Annotated in this window: 19 protein-coding genes and 2 tRNA genes; 9 read left to right on the top strand and 12 right to left on the bottom strand. The window is 59.5% G+C overall.

Features of this window, described 5'->3' with window-relative positions; translation table 11 throughout:
- Positions 1 to 115: 115 nt before the first annotated feature.
- The 3 genes from A3714_RS04255 to dusA all read right to left on the bottom strand — a co-directional run bounded on the left by A3714_RS04255 (position 116) and on the right by dusA (position 2,799).
- Complete coding sequence (locus A3714_RS04255) at positions 116 to 553, bottom strand: TerB family tellurite resistance protein (protein ID WP_063508589.1); 438 nt, start codon at positions 551 to 553, stop codon at positions 116 to 118.
- Positions 550 to 1,524, bottom strand: coding sequence for a transaldolase (locus tag A3714_RS04250; RefSeq protein ID WP_063508588.1), 975 nt, complete (start codon positions 1,522 to 1,524; stop codon positions 550 to 552). Before A3714_RS04250 ends, A3714_RS04255 begins: the two co-directional genes overlap by 4 nt.
- A gap of 276 nt (positions 1,525 to 1,800) precedes the next feature.
- Complete coding sequence (dusA, locus tag A3714_RS04245) at positions 1,801 to 2,799, bottom strand: tRNA dihydrouridine(20/20a) synthase DusA (protein WP_082844660.1); 999 nt, start codon at positions 2,797 to 2,799, stop codon at positions 1,801 to 1,803.
- 284 nt (positions 2,800 to 3,083) lie between these two features.
- Between dusA and A3714_RS04240 the strand changes: the two genes are divergently transcribed.
- The 3 genes from A3714_RS04240 (at position 3,084) to A3714_RS04230 (ending at position 5,962) form a co-directional block, all read left to right on the top strand.
- Positions 3,084 to 4,568 carry a SulP family inorganic anion transporter gene (locus tag A3714_RS04240; protein ID WP_063508586.1) on the top strand — a complete coding sequence of 495 codons (1,485 nt, stop codon included), beginning with the start codon at positions 3,084 to 3,086 and terminating at the stop codon, positions 4,566 to 4,568.
- Between the two features lie 21 nt (positions 4,569 to 4,589).
- On the top strand, positions 4,590 to 5,438 hold the full coding sequence (locus tag A3714_RS04235) for a universal stress protein (RefSeq protein ID WP_063508585.1): 849 nt from the start codon (positions 4,590 to 4,592) through the stop codon (positions 5,436 to 5,438).
- 188 nt (positions 5,439 to 5,626) lie between these two features.
- Positions 5,627 to 5,962 carry a YnfA family protein gene (locus A3714_RS04230; RefSeq protein ID WP_063508584.1) on the top strand — a complete coding sequence of 112 codons (336 nt, stop codon included), beginning with the start codon at positions 5,627 to 5,629 and terminating at the stop codon, positions 5,960 to 5,962.
- A 75-nt stretch (positions 5,963 to 6,037) separates the two neighbouring features.
- Here A3714_RS04230 and A3714_RS04225 read toward each other — a convergent pair whose 3' ends face one another.
- Positions 6,038 to 6,613 (bottom strand): DUF4399 domain-containing protein, encoded by a 576-nt coding sequence (locus A3714_RS04225; protein ID WP_063508583.1) that lies wholly within the window; start codon positions 6,611 to 6,613, stop codon positions 6,038 to 6,040.
- A gap of 163 nt (positions 6,614 to 6,776) precedes the next feature.
- On the opposite strand from A3714_RS04225, the gene gltX reads away from it, so the two are divergent.
- The 3 genes from gltX to A3714_RS04210 all read left to right on the top strand — a co-directional run bounded on the left by gltX (position 6,777) and on the right by A3714_RS04210 (position 8,739).
- Positions 6,777 to 8,261 (top strand): glutamate--tRNA ligase, encoded by a 1,485-nt coding sequence (gene gltX, locus A3714_RS04220; RefSeq protein ID WP_063525826.1) that lies wholly within the window; start codon positions 6,777 to 6,779, stop codon positions 8,259 to 8,261.
- Positions 8,262 to 8,582: 321 nt separating this feature from the next.
- Positions 8,583 to 8,658, top strand: a tRNA-Ala gene (locus A3714_RS04215).
- A 5-nt stretch (positions 8,659 to 8,663) separates the two neighbouring features.
- Positions 8,664 to 8,739: transfer RNA gene (locus tag A3714_RS04210), tRNA-Glu, on the top strand.
- A gap of 234 nt (positions 8,740 to 8,973) precedes the next feature.
- Here the strand turns inward: A3714_RS04210 and A3714_RS04205 are convergent.
- From A3714_RS04205 to A3714_RS04185, 5 genes are all read right to left on the bottom strand, one after another.
- Complete coding sequence (locus A3714_RS04205; RefSeq protein ID WP_063509058.1) at positions 8,974 to 10,317, bottom strand: nicotinate phosphoribosyltransferase; 1,344 nt, start codon at positions 10,315 to 10,317, stop codon at positions 8,974 to 8,976.
- A gap of 1 nt (position 10,318) precedes the next feature.
- Positions 10,319 to 10,888 (bottom strand): isochorismatase family protein, encoded by a 570-nt coding sequence (locus A3714_RS04200; protein WP_063509059.1) that lies wholly within the window; start codon positions 10,886 to 10,888, stop codon positions 10,319 to 10,321.
- Between the two features lie 75 nt (positions 10,889 to 10,963).
- Positions 10,964 to 11,728, bottom strand: a complete 765-nt coding sequence (locus tag A3714_RS04195; protein ID WP_063509060.1) for a TIGR01458 family HAD-type hydrolase — start codon at positions 11,726 to 11,728, stop codon at positions 10,964 to 10,966.
- A 59-nt stretch (positions 11,729 to 11,787) separates the two neighbouring features.
- The gene (locus tag A3714_RS04190; RefSeq protein WP_063509456.1) at positions 11,788 to 12,495 is read right to left on the bottom strand and encodes an RES family NAD+ phosphorylase; all 708 of its coding nucleotides are present in this window, start codon (positions 12,493 to 12,495) and stop codon (positions 11,788 to 11,790) included.
- Positions 12,486 to 12,893 carry an MbcA/ParS/Xre antitoxin family protein gene (locus A3714_RS04185; RefSeq protein WP_063509457.1) on the bottom strand — a complete coding sequence of 136 codons (408 nt, stop codon included), beginning with the start codon at positions 12,891 to 12,893 and terminating at the stop codon, positions 12,486 to 12,488. The genes A3714_RS04190 and A3714_RS04185 overlap by 10 nt, the downstream gene beginning before the upstream one ends.
- A 161-nt stretch (positions 12,894 to 13,054) precedes the next feature.
- Here A3714_RS04185 and A3714_RS04180 point away from each other — a divergent pair, with 161 nt between their 5' ends.
- Positions 13,055 to 14,071, top strand: coding sequence for an amidohydrolase family protein (locus A3714_RS04180; protein ID WP_156493033.1), 1,017 nt, complete (start codon positions 13,055 to 13,057; stop codon positions 14,069 to 14,071).
- Between the two features lie 57 nt (positions 14,072 to 14,128).
- Here A3714_RS04180 and A3714_RS04175 read toward each other — a convergent pair whose 3' ends face one another.
- The 3 genes from A3714_RS04175 to gltA all read right to left on the bottom strand — a co-directional run bounded on the left by A3714_RS04175 (position 14,129) and on the right by gltA (position 17,652).
- Positions 14,129 to 15,007 carry an NAD(P)-dependent oxidoreductase gene (locus A3714_RS04175; protein ID WP_063509459.1) on the bottom strand — a complete coding sequence of 293 codons (879 nt, stop codon included), beginning with the start codon at positions 15,005 to 15,007 and terminating at the stop codon, positions 14,129 to 14,131.
- The gene (locus A3714_RS04170; RefSeq protein WP_063509460.1) at positions 14,994 to 16,106 is read right to left on the bottom strand and encodes an SMP-30/gluconolactonase/LRE family protein; all 1,113 of its coding nucleotides are present in this window, start codon (positions 16,104 to 16,106) and stop codon (positions 14,994 to 14,996) included. The genes A3714_RS04175 and A3714_RS04170 overlap by 14 nt, the downstream gene beginning before the upstream one ends.
- 262 nt (positions 16,107 to 16,368) lie before the next feature.
- The gene (gene gltA, locus A3714_RS04165) at positions 16,369 to 17,652 is read right to left on the bottom strand and encodes a citrate synthase (RefSeq protein ID WP_062816189.1); all 1,284 of its coding nucleotides are present in this window, start codon (positions 17,650 to 17,652) and stop codon (positions 16,369 to 16,371) included.
- A gap of 465 nt (positions 17,653 to 18,117) precedes the next feature.
- On the opposite strand from gltA, the gene sdhC reads away from it, so the two are divergent.
- Positions 18,118 to 18,492: a succinate dehydrogenase, cytochrome b556 subunit gene (gene sdhC, locus A3714_RS04160; protein WP_062816188.1), complete on the top strand. Its 375-nt coding sequence runs from the start codon at positions 18,118 to 18,120 to the stop codon at positions 18,490 to 18,492.
- Positions 18,486 to 18,857: a succinate dehydrogenase, hydrophobic membrane anchor protein gene (gene sdhD / locus A3714_RS04155; RefSeq protein WP_063509461.1), complete on the top strand. Its 372-nt coding sequence runs from the start codon at positions 18,486 to 18,488 to the stop codon at positions 18,855 to 18,857. Before sdhC ends, sdhD begins: the two co-directional genes overlap by 7 nt.
- Positions 18,858 to 18,860: the final 3 nt, after the last annotated feature.

Here is an 18,860-nt window from a genome sequence, read left to right as displayed (position 1 = left end):
GCAGCAGCGATATTGGTTCAAACGCAAGAGGCCGTGCCCATAGGTTGGGCGCGGCCTCTTGCGTTTAAAAAAGATAAAGCTGAGTCGCGAGTTATTAGTTATTCATTATTAACTATTAATTATTAACCGCCTTCATCTTTGCTCTTATATAGTCCCCGTGGGACACATACAGCAGGTCACTGACCCGTCGGATCAGGTGTTCTTCGTGGACATCCACATGGCCGTCAGCGGCGGCCATGGCCCACATTTCCTCAATCAGTGTGACCCTGGGCTCCGGTCCCCAGTGGTCTCGGAGGGGACGGGTGAATTCGAACAGGTCAGTGGCCTGGTCCACACGGGTTTCCAGTTCGCTGAGGATGTCATCCATTTCCTGGGGGTCCAGATGCCAGTGCGTCTTTACTGCCTGAATCAGACGTTGTGATTCTTCCGGTGCCACGGTGCCGTCAGTACGGGCCACTTCCAGAAGCAGGGCGGCAGCCGCCCGGTGCAGGTCGTGCTCATTTGTCTGTTGCTGGGGCTGGTCGGGGCGAAAGAGTCGGTTAAGCCAATTCAAATTACACCTTCCTCCTGCAATAGCGCTTCCAGCGCCAACTGGTCGTTGGCGAAGCGGCGGATGCCATCGGCAAGCAGGTCGCTGGCCATGGCATCGTCATTGAGTTGCCAGCGGAACGCGGCCTCGGTAACGGCCTGCCAGTCGTCCTCCGGGGCCACCAGTTCCGCATCCAGTACCCGGGTCAGACTCCCGGTATCGGCAGCCAGTTCCCTGAGCAGGGCCGGGCTGATGGTGAGCTTGTCGCAACCGGCCAGGGCTTCGATCTGGCCGGCATTGCGGAAGCTGGCGCCCATGACGATGGTTTCCAGACCCCGGGCCTTGAAGGTGCGATAGATCTGGCGCACGGACTGGACTCCCGGGTCGTCATCCGGGGTGGCAATCTCCATGCCCTGTTTACGGTGCCAGTCGAAGATACGGCCCACGAAGGGGGAGATCAGGGTAGCGCCGGCTTCCGCCGCAGCCAGGCCCTGAGCCTGGTTGAAGACCAGCGTCACATTACAGCGGGTGCCTTCCTCCTCGAGGACTTCCACGGCGCGGATGCCTTCCCAGGTGGCGGCGGTCTTGATCAGGATGCGGGATGGGTCCACGTCCAGCTCCCGGTAGATGGCCATCAGACGACGGGCCTTTTCCACCGTGGCGCGGGTATCAAAGGACAAGCGCGCATCCACCTCACTGGAAACACGGCCGGGAATCCGCTCCAGGATGGCCTGGCCTGCCAGGCAGGCATAGCAGTCGGTCAGCCAGTCCATCTCCCCGCCATGGCCCAGGGTGCGACACAGATCGGCTGCCTGTTGCAGCAATGGCCGGTAACGTTCGTCTCGGGCCGCTGCCAGCAGCAGGGAGGGGTTGGTGGTGGCATCTTCCGGTGCCAGTTCGGCGATCGTGTCCAGATCACCGGTATCGGCCACCAGAGAGGTCCATTGGGCTAGCTGTTCGCGTTTGTTCACGGTATCCGTTCCTTTCAGTGTCATGGTGGGGCACGTTAAGGCGTTGCCATGACAGTATGGTGTTAGCGTGCAGTAATCATGTCCCGATGTGGGTGAAGAGAGTTGCAAGTTGAAAGTTCAAAGTTGAAACGCGGCGACGGATCGTACCAACCGACTACGATGTTGGCCGCGCTTTACCTGGGGAGTGAGCGCGGGCAGGACATTTCCCTTACGGATGGGCTTTCACGCGCTTTTCAACTTTGAACTTTCAACTTGTAACTCAACCACGATTCTTGCTAAGAATTGCGGGCTCATTACAGCCTAAGGCAGTTGCGCCAAAGCGTCCATGAGCACTTGCGGGGTGGTGCCGGGCTTGTGCATGTTTTCGCTCAGGTGACGGCGAAAACGGCGGGCGCCGGGTTCGCCCTGGAACAGGTTGAGGATATGACGCAGGGAATGTTTGGGGGCATGACCCAGCGCGTAGCGACGTTCTACATAGGGGAGAAATTGCTCGGCGATGTCCCGGCGGCTGGGCACGGGGTGATCGTCGGCAAACACGATGCGATCTGCATCGGCCAGGAAATAGGGATTCTGGTAAGCCTCGCGACCAATCATCACGCCATCCACGTCACCCATGTGGGCATGCACTTCCTCCAGTGTCTTCACGCCACCGTTGAGAATGACCTCCATCCGGGGGAACGCCTGCTTGATGGCGTAGGCCCGCTGATAGATTAGCGGCGGAATTTCCCGGTTTTCTTTCGGCGACAGCCCGGAAAGGATGGCCTTGCGGGCATGGATGGTGAGGCTGGTGCAGCCGGCCTGTTCCATACGGGAGACAAAGCGGTAGAGAAAGTCGTAATCATCCTGGTCATCGATGCCGATGCGGGTCTTTACGGTCACGGGGACGCTGACAGCAGCCTGCATGGCCTCCACGCACTGGCCCACCAGTTCCGGCTCGGCCATCAGAATGGCGCCGATCTTGCCCTGCTGCACCCGGTCCGACGGGCAGCCCACATTGAGGTTGATCTCGTCGTAACCGTATTGTTCGGCAATTCGTGCGGCTTCCGCCAGATCCTGCGGTTCGCTGCCGCCCAGTTGAAGCGCCACCGGGTGCTCTTCGTCATTGAATGCCAGAAACCGCTCACGGTCCCCGCGCAGAATCGCCTGGGCCACCACCATTTCGGTGTAGAGCAGGGTGTGGCGGGTAATCAGCCGGGCCAGAAACCGGTAGTCGCGGGTGGTCCAGTCCATCATCGGGGCGACGGACAGGCGCCGATCAGGCTGAAGCGACGGGGCTGTTTGGATCAAGGAATCATTCATGCTAGGCGATAACACGGGTATTGGGTCGACTATTGTCGCATGTTGCGGCGCTGCGGCGTAGGGCGGGCGGCGGCGTTGCCTGTCCAAGGCCTGCCGGCTCTGCTAGACTCCGCGCCTTTCCGAACCACTCGAGACTGTTCATGATCCTCTCCCGGCTGAGTCCGCCCTAGTAGACAGCCCGTCTCCGGCTTTGCCGTATGGTGCCCTGCGCCATGTCATCCCGTGTTCTGTTGCCCTTGAGCAGCATCCTTGTCTGTCGTATTTGCAAAACAGGATTGTTCTTCATGCTTCGATCTATTCAGCAGGAATGGTTCAGCAATATCCGTGGTGATTTGCTGGCTGGTTCCGTTGTTGCCCTGGCCCTGATTCCCGAGGCGATTGCCTTTTCCATCATTGCCGGTGTGGACCCCAAGGTAGGCTTGTACGCTTCCTTCTGTATCGCCGTTGTCATTGCGTTTGTCGGTGGCCGCCCGGGGATGGTGTCGGCGGCGACCGGGGCCATGGCGCTGGTGATGGTGACGTTGGTCAAAGACCATGGCCTGCAGTATTTACTGGCGGCGACGGTGTTGACCGGGATGCTGCAGATTGTTGCGGGCTTTCTGCAGCTTGGCAATCTCATGCGCTTTGTCTCCCGCTCCGTGGTCACCGGCTTTGTGAATGCCCTGGCTATCCTGATTTTCATGGCGCAGTTGCCGGAGCTGGTCGGGGTAACCTGGCATGTGTATGCCATGGTGGTCGCCGGCCTGGCGATCATTTACCTGCTGCCGCTGCTGACCACCGCAGTACCATCACCCCTGATCTGTATTGTCGTGATGACCGGGATTGCCATGTATCTGGGTCTGGATGTGCCCACCGTCGGTGACAAGGGTGATCTGCCGGACAGTCTGCCCGTATTCCTGTTGCCGGATATCCCGCTCAACCTGGAAACCCTGAAAATCATTCTGCCGTACTCTCTGGCCCTCGCCGTGGTAGGTCTGCTGGAATCCATGATGACGGCAACCATCGTGGATGATCTGACCGATACCGATAGCGACAAGAACCGCGAATGCAAAGGGCAGGGCGTGGCCAACATTTTCTCCGGGTTCCTGGGGGGGATGGCCGGGTGTGCCATGATCGGCCAGTCCGTGATCAACGTGAAATCCGGTGGCCGCAAGCGCCTGTCCACCTTGTTTGCCGGTTGCTTCCTGCTGGTGCTGGTGGTGTTCCTGGGTGAATGGGTGTCCCGGATTCCCATGGCCGCGCTGGTGGCGGTGATGATCATGGTGTCCATTGGTACCTTCAGCTGGGAGTCCATTACCAACATGGCCAAGCATCCGGCGAGCAGCACCGTGGTGATGCTGGCTACGGTGTCGGCCACCGTGGCAACCCATAACCTGGCGATCGGGGTGGGTATCGGCGTGGTACTCAGCGCGCTGTTCTATGCCAATAAAGTGGGGCGCGTGTTCTATGTGCGCTCGGATCTTGATGAAACTGACAGCAGCCACCGCCGCTACGAGGTCCTGGGGCAGGTATTTTTCACCTCTGCGGATCAGTTCATCGCTTCCTTTGATTTCAAGGAAGCACTGGATAAAGTGACTATTGATGTGCACCGTTCCCACTTCTGGGATATCACCGCCATCGGAGCGCTGGACAAGGTGATCATCAAATTCCGTCGTGAAGGGACCGAGGTGGAATTGATCGGTCTGAACGAGGCCAGCGCCACCCTGGTGGATAAATTCGCCGTGCACGACAAGCCTGAGGCGGTCGAAAAACTCATGGGCGGCCACTAGTCCCCTGCCAAGGAGAAAACAATGAGTGATGTTATTGCCTGTATTGATGGTTCTCCGGCCGCGGCTCGGGTGTGCGACTATGCGGTGTGGGCGGTGCAGCGGTTGAATGCCCCCTTGACCCTGCTGCATGTGCTGGATCACTCCCGTTATCCGGTGGAAAGTGATCTTAGCGGCAACCTGCTGCTGGGCGGTCGCGAAGCCCTGCTTACCGAGCTCTCCGAGCTGGATGCCAAACGGAACAAGCTGGCCCTGGAGCAGGGCAAGCTGATGCTGGAAGCCGCTGCTGCCCGAGCCATCGAAAAAGGGGTGAGCGAGCCCAAACAACGACAGCGCCACGGCGGCCTGGTAGAAACTCTGGCCGGCATGCAGGAGCAGACCCGCATTCTGGTGATTGGCAAACTGGGTGAAGAGCACACCGGTGAGGCAGAGCAGGTGGGCGACCATGTGGAGCAAGTGATTCGTACCATGCACAAGCCGATTCTGGTGGTGCCCTCGGATTTCACCGAGCCACGCAAGGTGATGCTGGCCTTCGATGGCAGCCCGACCTGCCGTGAAGGGGTGAAAATGCTGGCCGCCAGTCCGCTGTTCCTGGGCCTGCCATGTCACCTGGTGGCGGTGGGCAAGGACAAACAGCTGGGGGAGGATCTGGCCTGGGCCCGTGACACCCTGGAGCAATCCGGTCACGAGGTGGAAGTGGCGCAGTTGGAAGGGGACGTGGAGCCTTCCTTGCACCAGTACCAGCAAGACAACCATATCGAGATGGTGGTCATGGGCGCCTACGGGCATTCCCGTATCCGCGAGTTCTTTGTGGGTAGCACCACCAGCAAGATGATCAAGCATGCCACGGTGCCGCATTTGCTGCTGCGATAAGTCGCCGGTCCGGCGCACCGCAAAGCGCTCAGGGAAAGGAAAATGGTGCGGGCAGAACCGCATCGCGTCGGCCTGACTTTTCTGGCAGACCGATTGGTCCCCGGGATGGGTGATTGTCCCGTCAGCGTGTGCTGTACTGAGCATGCCAGTGTCTGGGTATTGATCCGAGCCTATATCGGGAGGTTGTCTTGCCGGAATTGAAAATTCTGGGGCTGTTTTTGATCACGGCGATCGCCGAGATCGTGGGCTGCTACCTGCCTTATCTATGGTTGCGTGAGGGGAAGTCTGCCTGGTTGTTGGCGCCTGCTGCGCTGAGCCTGGCGGCCTTTGCCTGGCTGTTGTCTTTGCATCCAACGGCGGCGGGGCGGGTCTATGCGGCCTACGGCGGCGTGTATATTTTTGTGGCCATTCTCTGGTTGTGGGGCGTGGACGGTATTCGTCCCACGGGCTGGGATATTGTCGGGTCGCTGGTGGCGCTGACGGGGATGGCGATCATCATGTTTGCGCCTCGGCAGATGGGGTGATGCCAGAGGCTTGATGCCGGACGTTTGACGCTGAAAGACAAGCCCTTCTGGCGTCCGACGTCCGGCGTTTAATGCTTACTCCACCGTAATGGTGATCTTTTCGGACATTACCGGCGGTTCATGGGGCACATGCATGTGGTCACCCAGCAGCAATTGCAGGGTGTGTGTGCCCGGCTCCAGTTCCAGTTCGGTCTGGGTCTGGCCCTTGCCGAAGTGCACCACGTTGTCGTTGGCCGGCAGCGGGAAGTCCATGGCAGGCATGGACTCCTGATCCAGGTCGATCAGCAGGTGGTGGTGGCCGGCATGCTCCTGCTGGGTGCCGGCGGGTACCACCTCCATGCCTTCCAGGCCGAACTCCACGGTAACCGGGCTGGTCACGGTGGCACCATCTGCAGGGCTGAGAATGGTGGCGCTGGCCCCTTCCGGTGCCGCGCTACGGGTTATGCCGTTGTTGCTTGCCGTTTCTTCGGTGCTTTCTTGGGCGCTCTCTTTGCTGCTTTCTTTGGCGCTTTCACCGGCATTGTCCATGGCGGGTGCTTCCGCAGCCGGGGTATCGGTTTTTGCTTCCTCTTTATTGTCAGAGCAGCCCTGGAGCAGGGTGGCACCGGCAATCATGGCTACCAGCAGGGAGTGTTGAAAGGGAATACGCATGGTCTTTTCCTTTACGTCCTGTCGAGTGGGTCAAGCCCGCCGGTGGCCCGGCGGGCGAAAGCATGAGTCGCGTTCAACCTTAGCAGAAAGCCGCCGGGCCGTGTCTATAAGCTTCCTGTTTTGACAGGTATAATCCGCGCCAGTTTGCATTATTGGAGTCAGCATGACCGTCCGTACTCGCGTAGCGCCGTCACCCACCGGTGACCCCCACGTAGGCACCGCCTATATTGCCCTGTTCAATCGCTGTTTTGCCCACCAGCACGGTGGTCAGTTTATTCTGCGTATTGAAGATACGGACCAGACCCGTTCCACCGATCAGTCCGAGCAGATGATTCTGGATTCGCTCAAATGGCTGGGGCTGAGCTGGGATGAAGGCCCGGATGTGGGCGGCCCCCATGGCCCGTATCGGCAGAGTGAACGCAAGCATATGTATCGGGAGTATGCCGAGGCGCTGATCGAGAAAGGCCATGCCTTCAAGTGCTATCGCACCAGTGAAGAGCTGGACAGCCTCCGTGCGGCACTGAAAGAGCAGGGCGAGAACCGCGCGCTGAAGCCGATGGATCTGGAACTGCCGGCGGAAGAACAGGCAAAGCGGGAGGCGGACGGGGCGCCCTACGTGATTCGCATGCGCGTGCCCACCGATGGCCGCTGCGAAATCCAGGACATGCTGCGCGGTACCGTGGAGCTGGATTGGGCGTTGGTGGATGCCCAGATCCTGCTCAAGTCCGACGGCATGCCCACCTACCACCTGGCCAATATCGTGGATGATCACCTGATGGAGATCACCCATGTGATCCGTGGTGAGGAATGGCTGAACTCCGCGCCCAAGCACAAGTTGCTGTACGAATATTTCGGCTGGGAGATGCCGGTACTTTGCCATATGCCGCTGCTGCGCAACCCGGACAAGTCCAAGCTCAGCAAGCGCAAGAACCCCACCAGCATCCTGTTCTACCAGCGTATGGGCTACCTGCCGGAGGCGCTGGTGAATTACCTGGGCCGGATGGGCTGGTCCATGCCGGATGAGAGCGAGAAGTTCACCCTGGCGCAGATGCAGGACGCTTTCGATATCAACCGGGTCTCCCTGGGTGGCCCCGTTTTTGATGTGGAAAAGCTGAGCTGGCTGAATGGCCAATGGCTGCGTGAGCAGAGTGATGAGCAGTTTCTGGATACTTTGCTCGATTGGGCCTACAACCGCGACTACGCCATGAAGATCATTCCCCATTTGCGCCAGCGAGTGGAAACCCTGTCGGACGTGGCGGACAAGGCGGCATTCTGTTTCAACGGCATGCCGGCGATCAGCGAAGCCAGCTTCGAGCACAAGCAGTACGGTGGCGAGGATATGAAAGTGTGGCTCCAGTACCTGCTGTGGGCCTACGAGGCGCGCAATGACTGGAACCGTGACGGTCTGTTTGCGGATGCCAAGGCCATTGCCGGTACCCTGGACGTGAAGATCAAGGACTTCCTGTTTCCGGCCTTTGTCGCCATTGCCGGCACCAGCGCCAGCTTCTCGGTGGTGGATTCCATGGAAATCATCGGCGCCGACCTGAGCCGGGCCCGTCTGCGTAACGCCATCGAGGTGCTGGGCGGGGTGTCCAAGAAGCAGATGAAGAAGCTGGAGAAGGCCTACCGGGATTTGCCGGTAGGCTGAGGCCTGAGTCGCTGGCGGCGCGATAAGACCAGTTGCGAGTAACGAGTGACGAGAATCGAAAATCATCGGGCTTTCCCGGGATTTGGGGTTTGTCTTTCGAAACTGTCTTCTCGCAACTCGAAACTGGGGTTATCGCGCCGCCAGCGACGCTCCTATGGCAGAGGCTGTGGATTTTCGCCCAGTTTTTCAGCAGCTTGTTCAGGATGTAGTCAAATGGACTTCATTCTGAAAAAAACCACAGGTCTACGCTTGACAGAGTAGGGGTGCTGGGTAGAATACGCCGCACCAACCGGGACGCACCTTGTCTTGATTGATGTATTTGGGGCCATAGCTCAGCTGGGAGAGCGCAACACTGGCAGTGTTGAGGTCGGCGGTTCGATCCCGCCTGGCTCCACCAAATACGTCCCCTTCGTCTAGTGGCCCAGGACACCGCCCTTTCACGGCGGTAACAGGGGTTCGACTCCCCTAGGGGACGCCATATAGAAAAGCCCTGCTCGAAAGAGTGGGGCTTTTTTATTTGTGGTTATTGCGGATGTTGCAAGCTGCCAGTTGGCGGAGCTGGATGCCCGATATGGATGATAGAACCGTAAATCTGCCCCGTCGCCGATGATTGTGTAGGGTGCACTGAGCCTAAGGCGAATTGCACCATCAAACGCCGGATCGGTGCAGTTCGCCTTAGGCTCAGTGCACCCTACGCCCCGGAATTCTGCGATTAACCTTCCAGTTCCCGCAGCACCGTTTCCCGCAAGGTCTGTAGTCGTTCACTGAAGGCAACCGGGTAGCCTGATTGTGCAGGGTTCAGGCTGAGCAGAGCTTCGGGTAGCTTTCTCAGATGCCTGGCCACGTTCTCCCGGGTAACCGCCAAATCCGGCGCCTCGCGGCAGGGCTCGCCTTCCTGGATAACGGGCTGTAATAACGGTTCGCCCTCACTTTGCTCGTCCCGGGCGGTAATCCGGTCCTGCTGATAATGTCCCTGCTCATCGGTTTGTCGCCATACCTGCTTACGGCCCGGGTGTAGCTGCTTGCCGGGAGAGTTTTTCAGCCGGGGACGACCCGCATAGTCGGTGAGCTTGTAGGCCAGATCCAGGGTGGGGGCATCGCTGGAGGCCCCCATGCTGGTGCCTACGCCAAAGCCGTCGATGGGCGCGCCAGCCGCTAACAGGCCGGCAATCCGGTATTCATCCAGACCACCACTGACCAGGATGCGGATCTGTTGCAGACCTGCGTCATCCAGTTGATGACGGGCGTCTTTTGCTTGCTGCGAAAGGTCACCGGAATCCAGGCGAATGGCGCCCACATCCAACCCTTCATTGCGCACCAGGTGAATGACTTTTTCCACGCCAGCCCGGCTGTCGTAGGTGTCTACCAATAGGGTGGTGCCGGGATACAGTCTGGCGTAGGCGCGGAAGGCATCCATCTCATTATCATGGGCCTGGATGTAGGAGTGCGCCATGGTGCCGCGGAGTGGTAGCCCGTGTTGCAGGCCGCCCAGCACATTACTGGTGCCGGCCAGGCCGGCGGCGCGATAGGCACGCACCCCGCGCAGGGCGGCGTCGCTACCATGCATGCGACGCATGCCGAAATCCACCACCGGCCGGCCATCGGCGGCGAGGACCATACGCACCGCCCTGGAGGCCAGCACGGTCTCCAGGTGCACATAATTCATCAGCAGGCTTTCCAGTAGCTGCGCTTCCATCAACGGGGCGGTGATTTCCAGCAGGGGTTCCTGGGGAAATACCGGGGTGCCTTCCGGCAGGCAGTGGATGTGGCCACTAAAGCGGAAGTCCTTCAGCCACTGCAGAAAGTCATCCTGAAACAGGTCCAGCGTCTTGAGCCGGTTAACCTGCCGGGAGGGGAAGTGCAGTTGGCTGACCCGTCGGGCGGCGTACTCCTGCCCGCAGGCCAGGATCACGTTGCGTTGCACCGGCATTTGCCGATAAAACAGGCTGAAGGTTGCGGTGTCATTCATGCCTTCATGCCAGTAGGCCTGCAGCATGGTCAGTTCGTAGAGATCGGTCAGCAGGCCCAGCGCATCATTGTCAGCAGAAAGATCCATATCAGGCGATATCTTCCAGTTGGGTGCCGGCTTCACGCAAGGCTTCGAGGGTGGGGGCTTCCTGATCGGGGAAAACCGGGCGAGTGGCGTTGCGGAGCAGATGGACCTGGAAGCCGGCGGCACAGGCATCCTTGATGGAGTGGAAGACGCAGACATCTTCTGCCAGACCGCCAACCCAGAGACGTTTGACGCCTTTTTTGCGCAGCCAATCTGTCAGACCCGTCCCGTCAAAAGCGGAGTAGGCATCCCGGTCGAAGGCCGTGCCCTTACTCACAATTACCGTGCCTGTGGGCAGGTGCAAATTCGGGTGAAAGGCGGCACCCCAGGTATCCTGTATGCAGTGCGTCGGCCAGGGGCCGCCCTGGGTCTGGAAGGAGCAGTGGTCCACGGTGTGCCAGTCGCGGGAGGCGATCGCCGGCAGGTTGGCGTCGGCGGCGGCTTTCAGCCAGCGATTGATTACCGGCACCACCTGGTCACCACCGGCGACGGCCAGAGCGCCACCGGGACAAAAATCATTCTGGATATCCACGGCCAGCACAGCATCGCCGGCCTTGAGCGGGAAGTGTTCCATCGCTGCCAGCCCTCTGTTGCTTGTGACTACTCTCAGTGTCGGGGCCTGCTGGCAGTGATACAAGGGGGGGGCGGTTTATTCGAGCAGGCGGGTCACGGTTCGGGCGACGGCGCGGATGTCGGCCTCCAGGCGGAACTCCCCGGTGATGGTTTTCTCGTCGCCGGCCCGGTATTTCCCGGTTTGCACCAGGCAGGCCTGCATGCCGCTGTTCAGGGCACCTTCCACGTCTCCATGGACATCGTCTCCGATCATCAGGGTGTCTTCCGGCCTTGTACCCAGGTCGGCCAGCACCTGTTCGAAAAAGGCGGGGGAGGGTTTGCCGGTGATGATGGCCCGGCAGTCGGCGGCATACTCCAATGCCCTGACAAAAGGGCCCGCATCCAGATGCAGGCCGTCATCCAGCTGGTAATAACGGTTCTCGCCGATGGCTATCAGCGGTGCGCCGTCCTGCAGCAAGCGAAACGCCTGGTCCAGATGCTCATAATTGAATTTTCTGCCGGCATCACCGAGTAGCACTGCATTGGGTGCCTTGCCTTCCAGATCGGAAAATTCCTCTTTCAGGTTCGGATGAAACAGGCAGTAGGGCGTGAGCTGATGGCGGGTCAGGTAGTCGTGGGCTGCTTGCGGGGCGGTAAACAGTTCTGTCTCGTCTACCGCCAGGTTCAGACTGGCCAGGTCATTGAGTATCTGACTGCGGTTGCGCTGGGAGGTGTTGGTGACAAATCGCAGGGGCAGCCCAGTGGCGCGCAGGCGTTGAAGCGCGTCCTGGGCACCCGGTAGCAGACGCGGGCCCTGGTAGAGCACGCCGGCCAGGTCCAGACAGATGGCACGCAGCGGCATGGCACTCCTCCGTGAGGCTTCTCTGAACAGCCTGTTAAAGCATAGGCCTGGCGGTGTGGTCAGCTCAAGCGGCGAATGGTCAGCGTGTGGGCAATTTTCTCGCCATCCCAGATGTATTCATAGTGGGCGCTGGGGGTGATGGCTTCGATCGGTTGGGGGGTGAGCAGGGCGTAGCAGTGGCTGCCGGGGGCACGGACGGATTCGTAGTGAAGGCCGGTTTCGTGTAGCTGGTAAAGCTGCTGGCCGAGCTGTTGTGGGGCCTGGTAGTGGTCCGGGTCATGCCACTGTGGATAGCGGCTGGCCGGGGTGATATCGCACAGGGTGGCCGAGAAGTGGACCCTGAGGCCCCGCATGACAATACGATCGTATTTCAGGCCCTCTACTCGCTGAAAATACCGTTGCTGATGGTACCGGGTTTCGGCAATGGCGGTGGCCATGCGGTCTGCGCAGTAGAAAACACCGTAGGCACCATCGGAAAACCGGGAGCCGGCCGGGTTTACGTGGACAAAGGGGCCCAGGGCATAGTTGCAGCCGGGAATGCCCCAGGGACGCTCTGCGGCGGGTACCCGGTTCAGGTCGCCCACTTCGTTCTGCAGGCGCGGGTTGGTCAGGGCCTGCACGGCAAAGAGCGCATCGAAGTCAGCCTGGTCCGCCACATCATCAAAGATGGCAATGGGCGGGTATTTGCCGTTGACCAGCCGGTAAGCCGCCTGGGATGGGAAGGCTTGTCGGGGCAGGGCGTGGATCTCTGTGTCGCTCACCCCCATTGCCCGCCCCGCAGACTGTCCAGTTGACGATGCACTTCGTAGAGACTGGCCACTCGGCCGTTGCTCATGATGTCCATGGGGGTGGCCCCATTGAAGAACGGGTTGTGGTTGGCCATGCGAACGAAGCCATAGACGTTTTCCCGGTTGCCAAACAAGGTGCGCAGTGCCTGATGGATGTTCAGCAAGTAGCTGAGGCGCTCCAGCAGGTCGTTGCCCACCCGGGCACTGTCCGGCTGACTCTGGTACTTGTGCAGGGTGGAGCGACCCACGCCAAGCATTGCCATCTTTTCCTTCTCGCTGCACTGCCAGTGCTCCAGCAGTTTGAGAACTGCGCGCAGTGCTGCATGGCGGGCACCGTCGTTCACTGCCAGCGTTGTCTGTTGTCTGGCTGCTTCCATAACGCCTCCTGACCTAACTCATGGTTCAATAATGGCCCTTTTTCCATTTATTGTCTATATGTGGATATGCAGAGAGATCCGGGTCGCAGTTTATGAGAATGGTCAGAACTTGAGCCGGGTTTCCCGGTCCCTGACAGCGAGATGACAGACAGGGCATTGTGATGGGAAAGACAGGGTTGTCGATATGGGTATTGCTGATAATGCTGGGCAGTCCCGGGCTTCAGGCCAGGACGCTGACAGATGCGCACCTGCACTACGTGGATTTCATGCAGGACAGTGAGGGCAGCGAGGCCATGCTGGCGGCCATGGATCAGGCCGGGGTGGAGACGGCCTGGTTGTTCGGTTTGCCGGTGATGAAGAAGTGGCAGGCGGAGGCGCCCCGCAAACCCCGCTATTACCTGGGGGATGAAGCGCCGCTGTATTACTACAGCGCCACCGATGACATTGTGGCGCAGGCGGTTCTTGCCTTGCCTGAGTCACAGCAGAAGCGTCTCAAACCTTTTGTCAGCGGCGTTAACCCCACGGACATGAATGCCGCGGATCAGATTGAGGCGCTGATACAGCGCTATCCGGGATTGTGGTTCGGCATTGGCGAAATCCTGACTCGTCATGATCAGCTGACGGCGTTGACCGAAGGCGAAACCCCCAGGGCCAACCACCCGGCTCTGATGCGGGTTTACAAGCTGGCGGCCCGCTACGATCTGCCGGTGTTGCTGCACAGTAATCTGACATCGCTGCGGGAAGAGACGCCGATTTTCCTGGAAGAGCTGGAGGCGGCGTTGTCCGCTAACCCGCAGACCCGCTTTGTGCTGGCCCATGCGGGTACCAGTGGTGGGGTGGAAGAGCGACAGGCGCCCCTGGGGACCCTGGTGCCAATCCTGCGGGCCTTACTGAGCCGCTATGCACATTTTTATGTGGATCTCTCCTGGAGCGTCAAGGATCACTATTTATTGAAGAACGACAAACCCGCATCGGAATGGGTTGAACTGATCCGGGATTATCCGGACCGTTTTGTCCTCGGTTCGGACCTGGTGGGGCACTTCGACAGCATGAAACGGCTGATGGATGACTACCAAGCGCTGCTGGATGCCTTGCCCCAAAAAGTGGCGGAGCAACTGGCAAGCGGCAATGCTGCTGCGCTTGTGCCCGAAAAAGGTGCGCAATATCGGCGTGATTGAGGGGCATTAAATGTTCCGTTGTTGCCTTGGTGAAAAGGCAACAACGGCGGTGGCGGGCTACTCGGATTTTTGCAGACGGCGCAGCAGGGCGGAGGTATCCCAGCGCCCGCCACCCATGGCCTGGATCTCCCGATAGAAATCGTTGACCTGGGCCGTCACCGGCAAGAGGGTGCCGTTGCGGGCAGCTTCTGCCAGGCAGATATCCAGATCCTTGCGCATCCAGTCCACCGCGAAACCATGTTCGTACTGGTCGTCGATCATGGTCTGGTGGCGGTGGGTCATTTGCCAGGAGCCGGCGGCGCCATGCTGAATGGTCTCGAAGACTTTGCCGGCATCCAGTCCGGCATTCCGGGCAAAGGCGACGCCTTCGGCGAGGGCTTCTACCAGGCCTGCCACGCAGATCTGGTTGACCATCTTGGTGAGCTGCCCACTGCCCGCCGGGCCCATCAGATTGACTGCTTTGGCATAGTGGTTCAGCACGGGAACCGCGCGCTGGTAGGCCGCATCGTCACCGCCACACATGATCGATAGCTGGCCGTTTTCGGCACCTTGCTGGCCGCCTGACACTGGTGCATCGATAAAGTCTGCCTGGCGATCCCGGCAGGCGGCGTCCAGCTCCCGGGCCACGGCGGCGCTGGCGGTGGTGTGATCCACCAGCAGGGCGCGTTCGCTGAGCGTTTTCAGTACGCCGTCAGGTCCCAGGGTGACCTGGCGCAGATCATCGTCATTGCCCACGCAGACAAACACCATGGCAGCGCCCGCGGCGGCTTCTGCTGGCGTATCCGCAGTGCGGCCACGGTAATCCCGGGCCCACTGCCGGGCGCGGCTGGCGGTTCGGTTGTAGACGGTCACGGACAGCCCGGCCTCGGCCAGGTGGCCGGCCATGGGATAGCCCATGGTGCCGAGCCCGATAAAAGCGGCGTTAATCTGTGACATTGCGGGTGTCCTGCTCCGTTACGGTGGCGGGGTCATTGGCCGGGAGTGGATAGGCGGCAAAGCGGGGGGCGGTGAGACTGCCCAGGTACAGGGTATTGCCGTGTTGCTCCACGCTGGTGATGGGGGCGAAGGCGTCGGCGCTGGTGTCCTGCAAGTTGTGCGTGACGTCACCCTGTTCGTTCAGGCCCAGCACGAAGCCGTGGTGGGCAGGCTGGGGCTGGAGGAAGGATGGCAGTCGGAAGGCCACCTTGCGCAGCAGGGGCTTGTCGGACATGGCGTCCAGCATGGCATTGCGCGGGCTGAACAGGGCCACCCAGAAGGTGCCATTGCCGTTGGCGGAGACGCCGTCGGGAATCCCGGGCAGGTTGTCGAAGAACACATCATGGCTGCCGGCTTTGTCGCCCTTCAGCCAGTAGCGGACGATCCGGTAACTCCCGGTTTCATTGACCAGGACAAAGTCCTCGTCCTGGGACAGTGCCACGCCGTTGGCGAATTGCAGACCATCCAGCAGGACTTCGGCTTTCTCTGTCGCCGGGTCATAACGTAGCAGGCGGCCATGACCGCCGTGTTCGAGAATATCGTCGCGGGCGTGCAGGGCGGGACCGAATTTGCTGGATGCATCGGTAAAGTAGATGACCCCATTGCTGTCCGCGTCCACATCGTCGGTGAACCGGTAATCCACACCATTGGCCCGTTGTGACAGTGCGGCAATGGCGCCGGAGGGGCTGATGCTGAGCAGGCCCTTGTAGCCGTCGGCCACGATCAGATTGCCCTGGGGGTCGAAATCCAGACCCAGCGGACGCCCCTTGGTGTCGGCTATCAGGTCCGGGTTGCTGCCATCCGGGTCAAAACGGACGATGCGCCCGTCCACATAGCCAACGTAGAGAAAGCCGTCGTCATCAATGGCCACGTCTTCCGGGCCGACACCTTCATCCACTGCCAGAGAGCGGCTTTTTGCCAGGGCGGAGTTGCTGGCGTAGGGGCCTTCCAGTGCTGGCGCTTCGGGGGCTTGCCAGGCAACAGGGTCAATGGATACCGGCCAGAACAACAGATAGCCAACCAGAATGACGAGAATCAGCAGTGCGATGTTTTTTATCATTGGAATCCGGAAGATCAATTAACGGAAAGCTGATGCTTGCATGCACGGCGCAACCACGCAAATGCAGGGCGGTAATAGCGTGTAATCAGCGCGGTGAAGTCTGTGTTGGCTGGTGAGCGAGAAGCGAGTTTCGAGGAGCGAAAGGCGGAGTCACGAGAGGGTTTTGGGGTTCGTGGCTCGCAACATTCAACTCGTAACTGCTTTTCTTCAGGCACAAAAAAACCGCCCGGAGGCGGTTTTTTTGTCTGGCGATAACAGGCGCTTATTTGCGCTCGTTGACCGGTACGAACTCGCGTTCGGTCTCGCCGGTGTACAGCTGACGCGGACGGCCAATCTTGTACGGGTTGGAGATCATTTCGTTCCAGTGTGCGATCCAGCCCACGGTGCGGGACAGGGCGAAGATCACGGTGAACATGGAGGTCGGAATACCGATCGCCTTGAGGATGATGCCGGAGTAGAAATCCACGTTCGGGAACAATTTCTTCTCTTTGAAGTAGGGGTCGCTCAGAGCGATCTCTTCCAGCTTCATGGCCAGTTCCAGCTGCGGGTCGTTGACACCGAGTTCGGCCAGCACTTCGTGGCAGGACTCGCGCATTACCGTGGCACGCGGGTCGTAGTTCTTGTAGACGCGGTGACCGAAGCCCATCAGCTTGAACGGATCGTTCTTGTCCTTGGCCTTGGCGATGTAGGTGTCGATGTTATCCAGGGAGCCGATTTCATCCAGCATGTTCAGCACGGCTTCGTTGGCGCCACCGTGTGCCGGGCCCCACAGGGCAGAAATGCCGGCAGCGATACAGGCGAACGGGTTGGCACCGGAGGAACCAGCCAGACGCACGGTAGAGGTAGAGGCGTTCTGCTCGTGGTCAGCGTGCAGGATGAAGATGCGATCCATGGCCTTGGCCAGGGTCGGGCTGATCTTGGATTCTTCGCAGGGGTTGCCGAACATCATGTGCAGGAAGTTCTCTGCGTAACCCAGGTCGTTGCGCGGGTACATGAAGGGCTGGCCCAGCGCGTACTTGTAGCACATGGCCGCGATGGTGGGCATCTTGGCGATCAGGCGGTATGCGGTGATTTCACGGTGCTCGGGATTATTGATGTCCAGAGAGTCGTGGTAGAAGGCGGACAGGGCGCCCACTACGCCACACATGATGGCCATGGGGTGAGCATCGCGGCGGAAACCGTTGAAGAAATTGCGAATCTGCTCATGCACCATGGTGTGGTTCTTAACGGTGCTGACAAATTGCTCTTTCTGCTCAGCTGTCGGCAACTCGCCGTAGAGCAGGGTGTAGCACACTTCCAGGTAGTCGGACTTACCAGCCAGTTCCTCGATGGAGTAGCCGCGGTGCAGCAGCTTACCCACTTCACCATCAATAAAGGTGATCTTGGATTCACAGGAAGCGGTGGAGGTAAAGCCCGGGTCGAAGGTAAAGACACCATTGGCTACCAGTTTGGACACGTCGATAACGTCGCGGCCCAGGGTGGGGGAGTAGATAGGCAGGTCCAGGTCCTTACCATCTACCTTGAGAGTGGCTTTCTTCTCGGTCATGGGAATCTCTCCATTGGCGGACGAGGGAACGTTCCTCAAGGCAAGGAAGGTCCTCCAAAGCGCGGGGGAAGGTAAAGTTTTGACACACCTTTGTCAACGCGAACCCGGGAACCGGTGAGTCAGACTTTTGTAGGGTAAACAGCTTGTTACGGCCATAAACCCGTTTTGCATCAGGGTGGTGCAGGCTCTTTTCGTGGCGCTCACATCCGGTGCGGCATTGTAAATCAAGGCGTTAGGAGAAAGATACTTTGTCTTAATCGCCTGTTTAAGGTGCTCGGCGTTTGTTTTGCTCAGGGCGCGGCGATATACTGCCGCCCGGCAGAAACCTCTGACTGGGGGTTTTGTGCGGGCCCACCCCGGCCCGGGCGAGGTTGTTAAGATCAGACTTCACGTTTTGATCTCAACAACTTTGCCAAAGTTCCCGACAACCGCCCCAACCTGGGGCCCGGCTATAAGTAGGCTACCGTGAACGATAAGCGACCCGTTAACCTCGATCTGAGCACGATCAAGTTCCCGGTCACGGCTATAGCATCTATCACCCACCGTGTAACCGGCGTTGCCATTTTCCTGGCGTTGCCGATTCTGCTGTGGATGCTGGATCGCTCCCTGGCGTCTCCCGAGAGCTTTGCGGACCTGAAAGAACTGATGACCTCCCCGCTGGTGAAGCTGGTGGTATGGGCCATTCTGGCAGTACTGCTGTATCACCTGGTGGCAGGTATTCGCCACCTTGTTATGGACGCTGGCGTGGGTGAGAGCCTGGAAGGCGGCCGACGTGGTGCCAAGCTGGTATTCATCATTTCTGTAGTACTGATTCTGCTGGTAGGAGGCTGGATATGGTAACCAGTGTGACGAGCCTGGGCCGTAACGGCCTGTATGACTGGCTCATTCAACGTGTATCCGCCGTGATCATCGGGGTCTACCTGATCGGCATGCTCGGCTACCTGATAGTTGCCGGCGATCTGGACTATGGCAGCTGGAAAGCTCTGATGGGCTCTGTCTGCATGCAGATTGCCAACACCCTGCTGGTAGTTTCAGTTGCAGCACACACCTGGGTAGGTCTGTGGGGCGTAACCACCGACTACCTGACCAGCTTGACCTTCGGTAAAGCCGCCACTGGCGTTCGCCTGATTGCCCAGCTGGCAATTGCACTGGCTCTGGTGGTGTACCTGCTGTGGGGTCTGGTTCTGATCTGGGGAGGGGCGTAATCC

The sequence above is a fragment of the Alcanivorax sp. HI0007 genome (assembly GCF_001635525.1).
Classification (GTDB): domain Bacteria; phylum Pseudomonadota; class Gammaproteobacteria; order Pseudomonadales; family Alcanivoracaceae; genus Alcanivorax.
The sequence above is the reverse complement of the archived record's forward strand: the minus strand, read 5'-3'. Positions and strand labels throughout refer to the sequence as shown.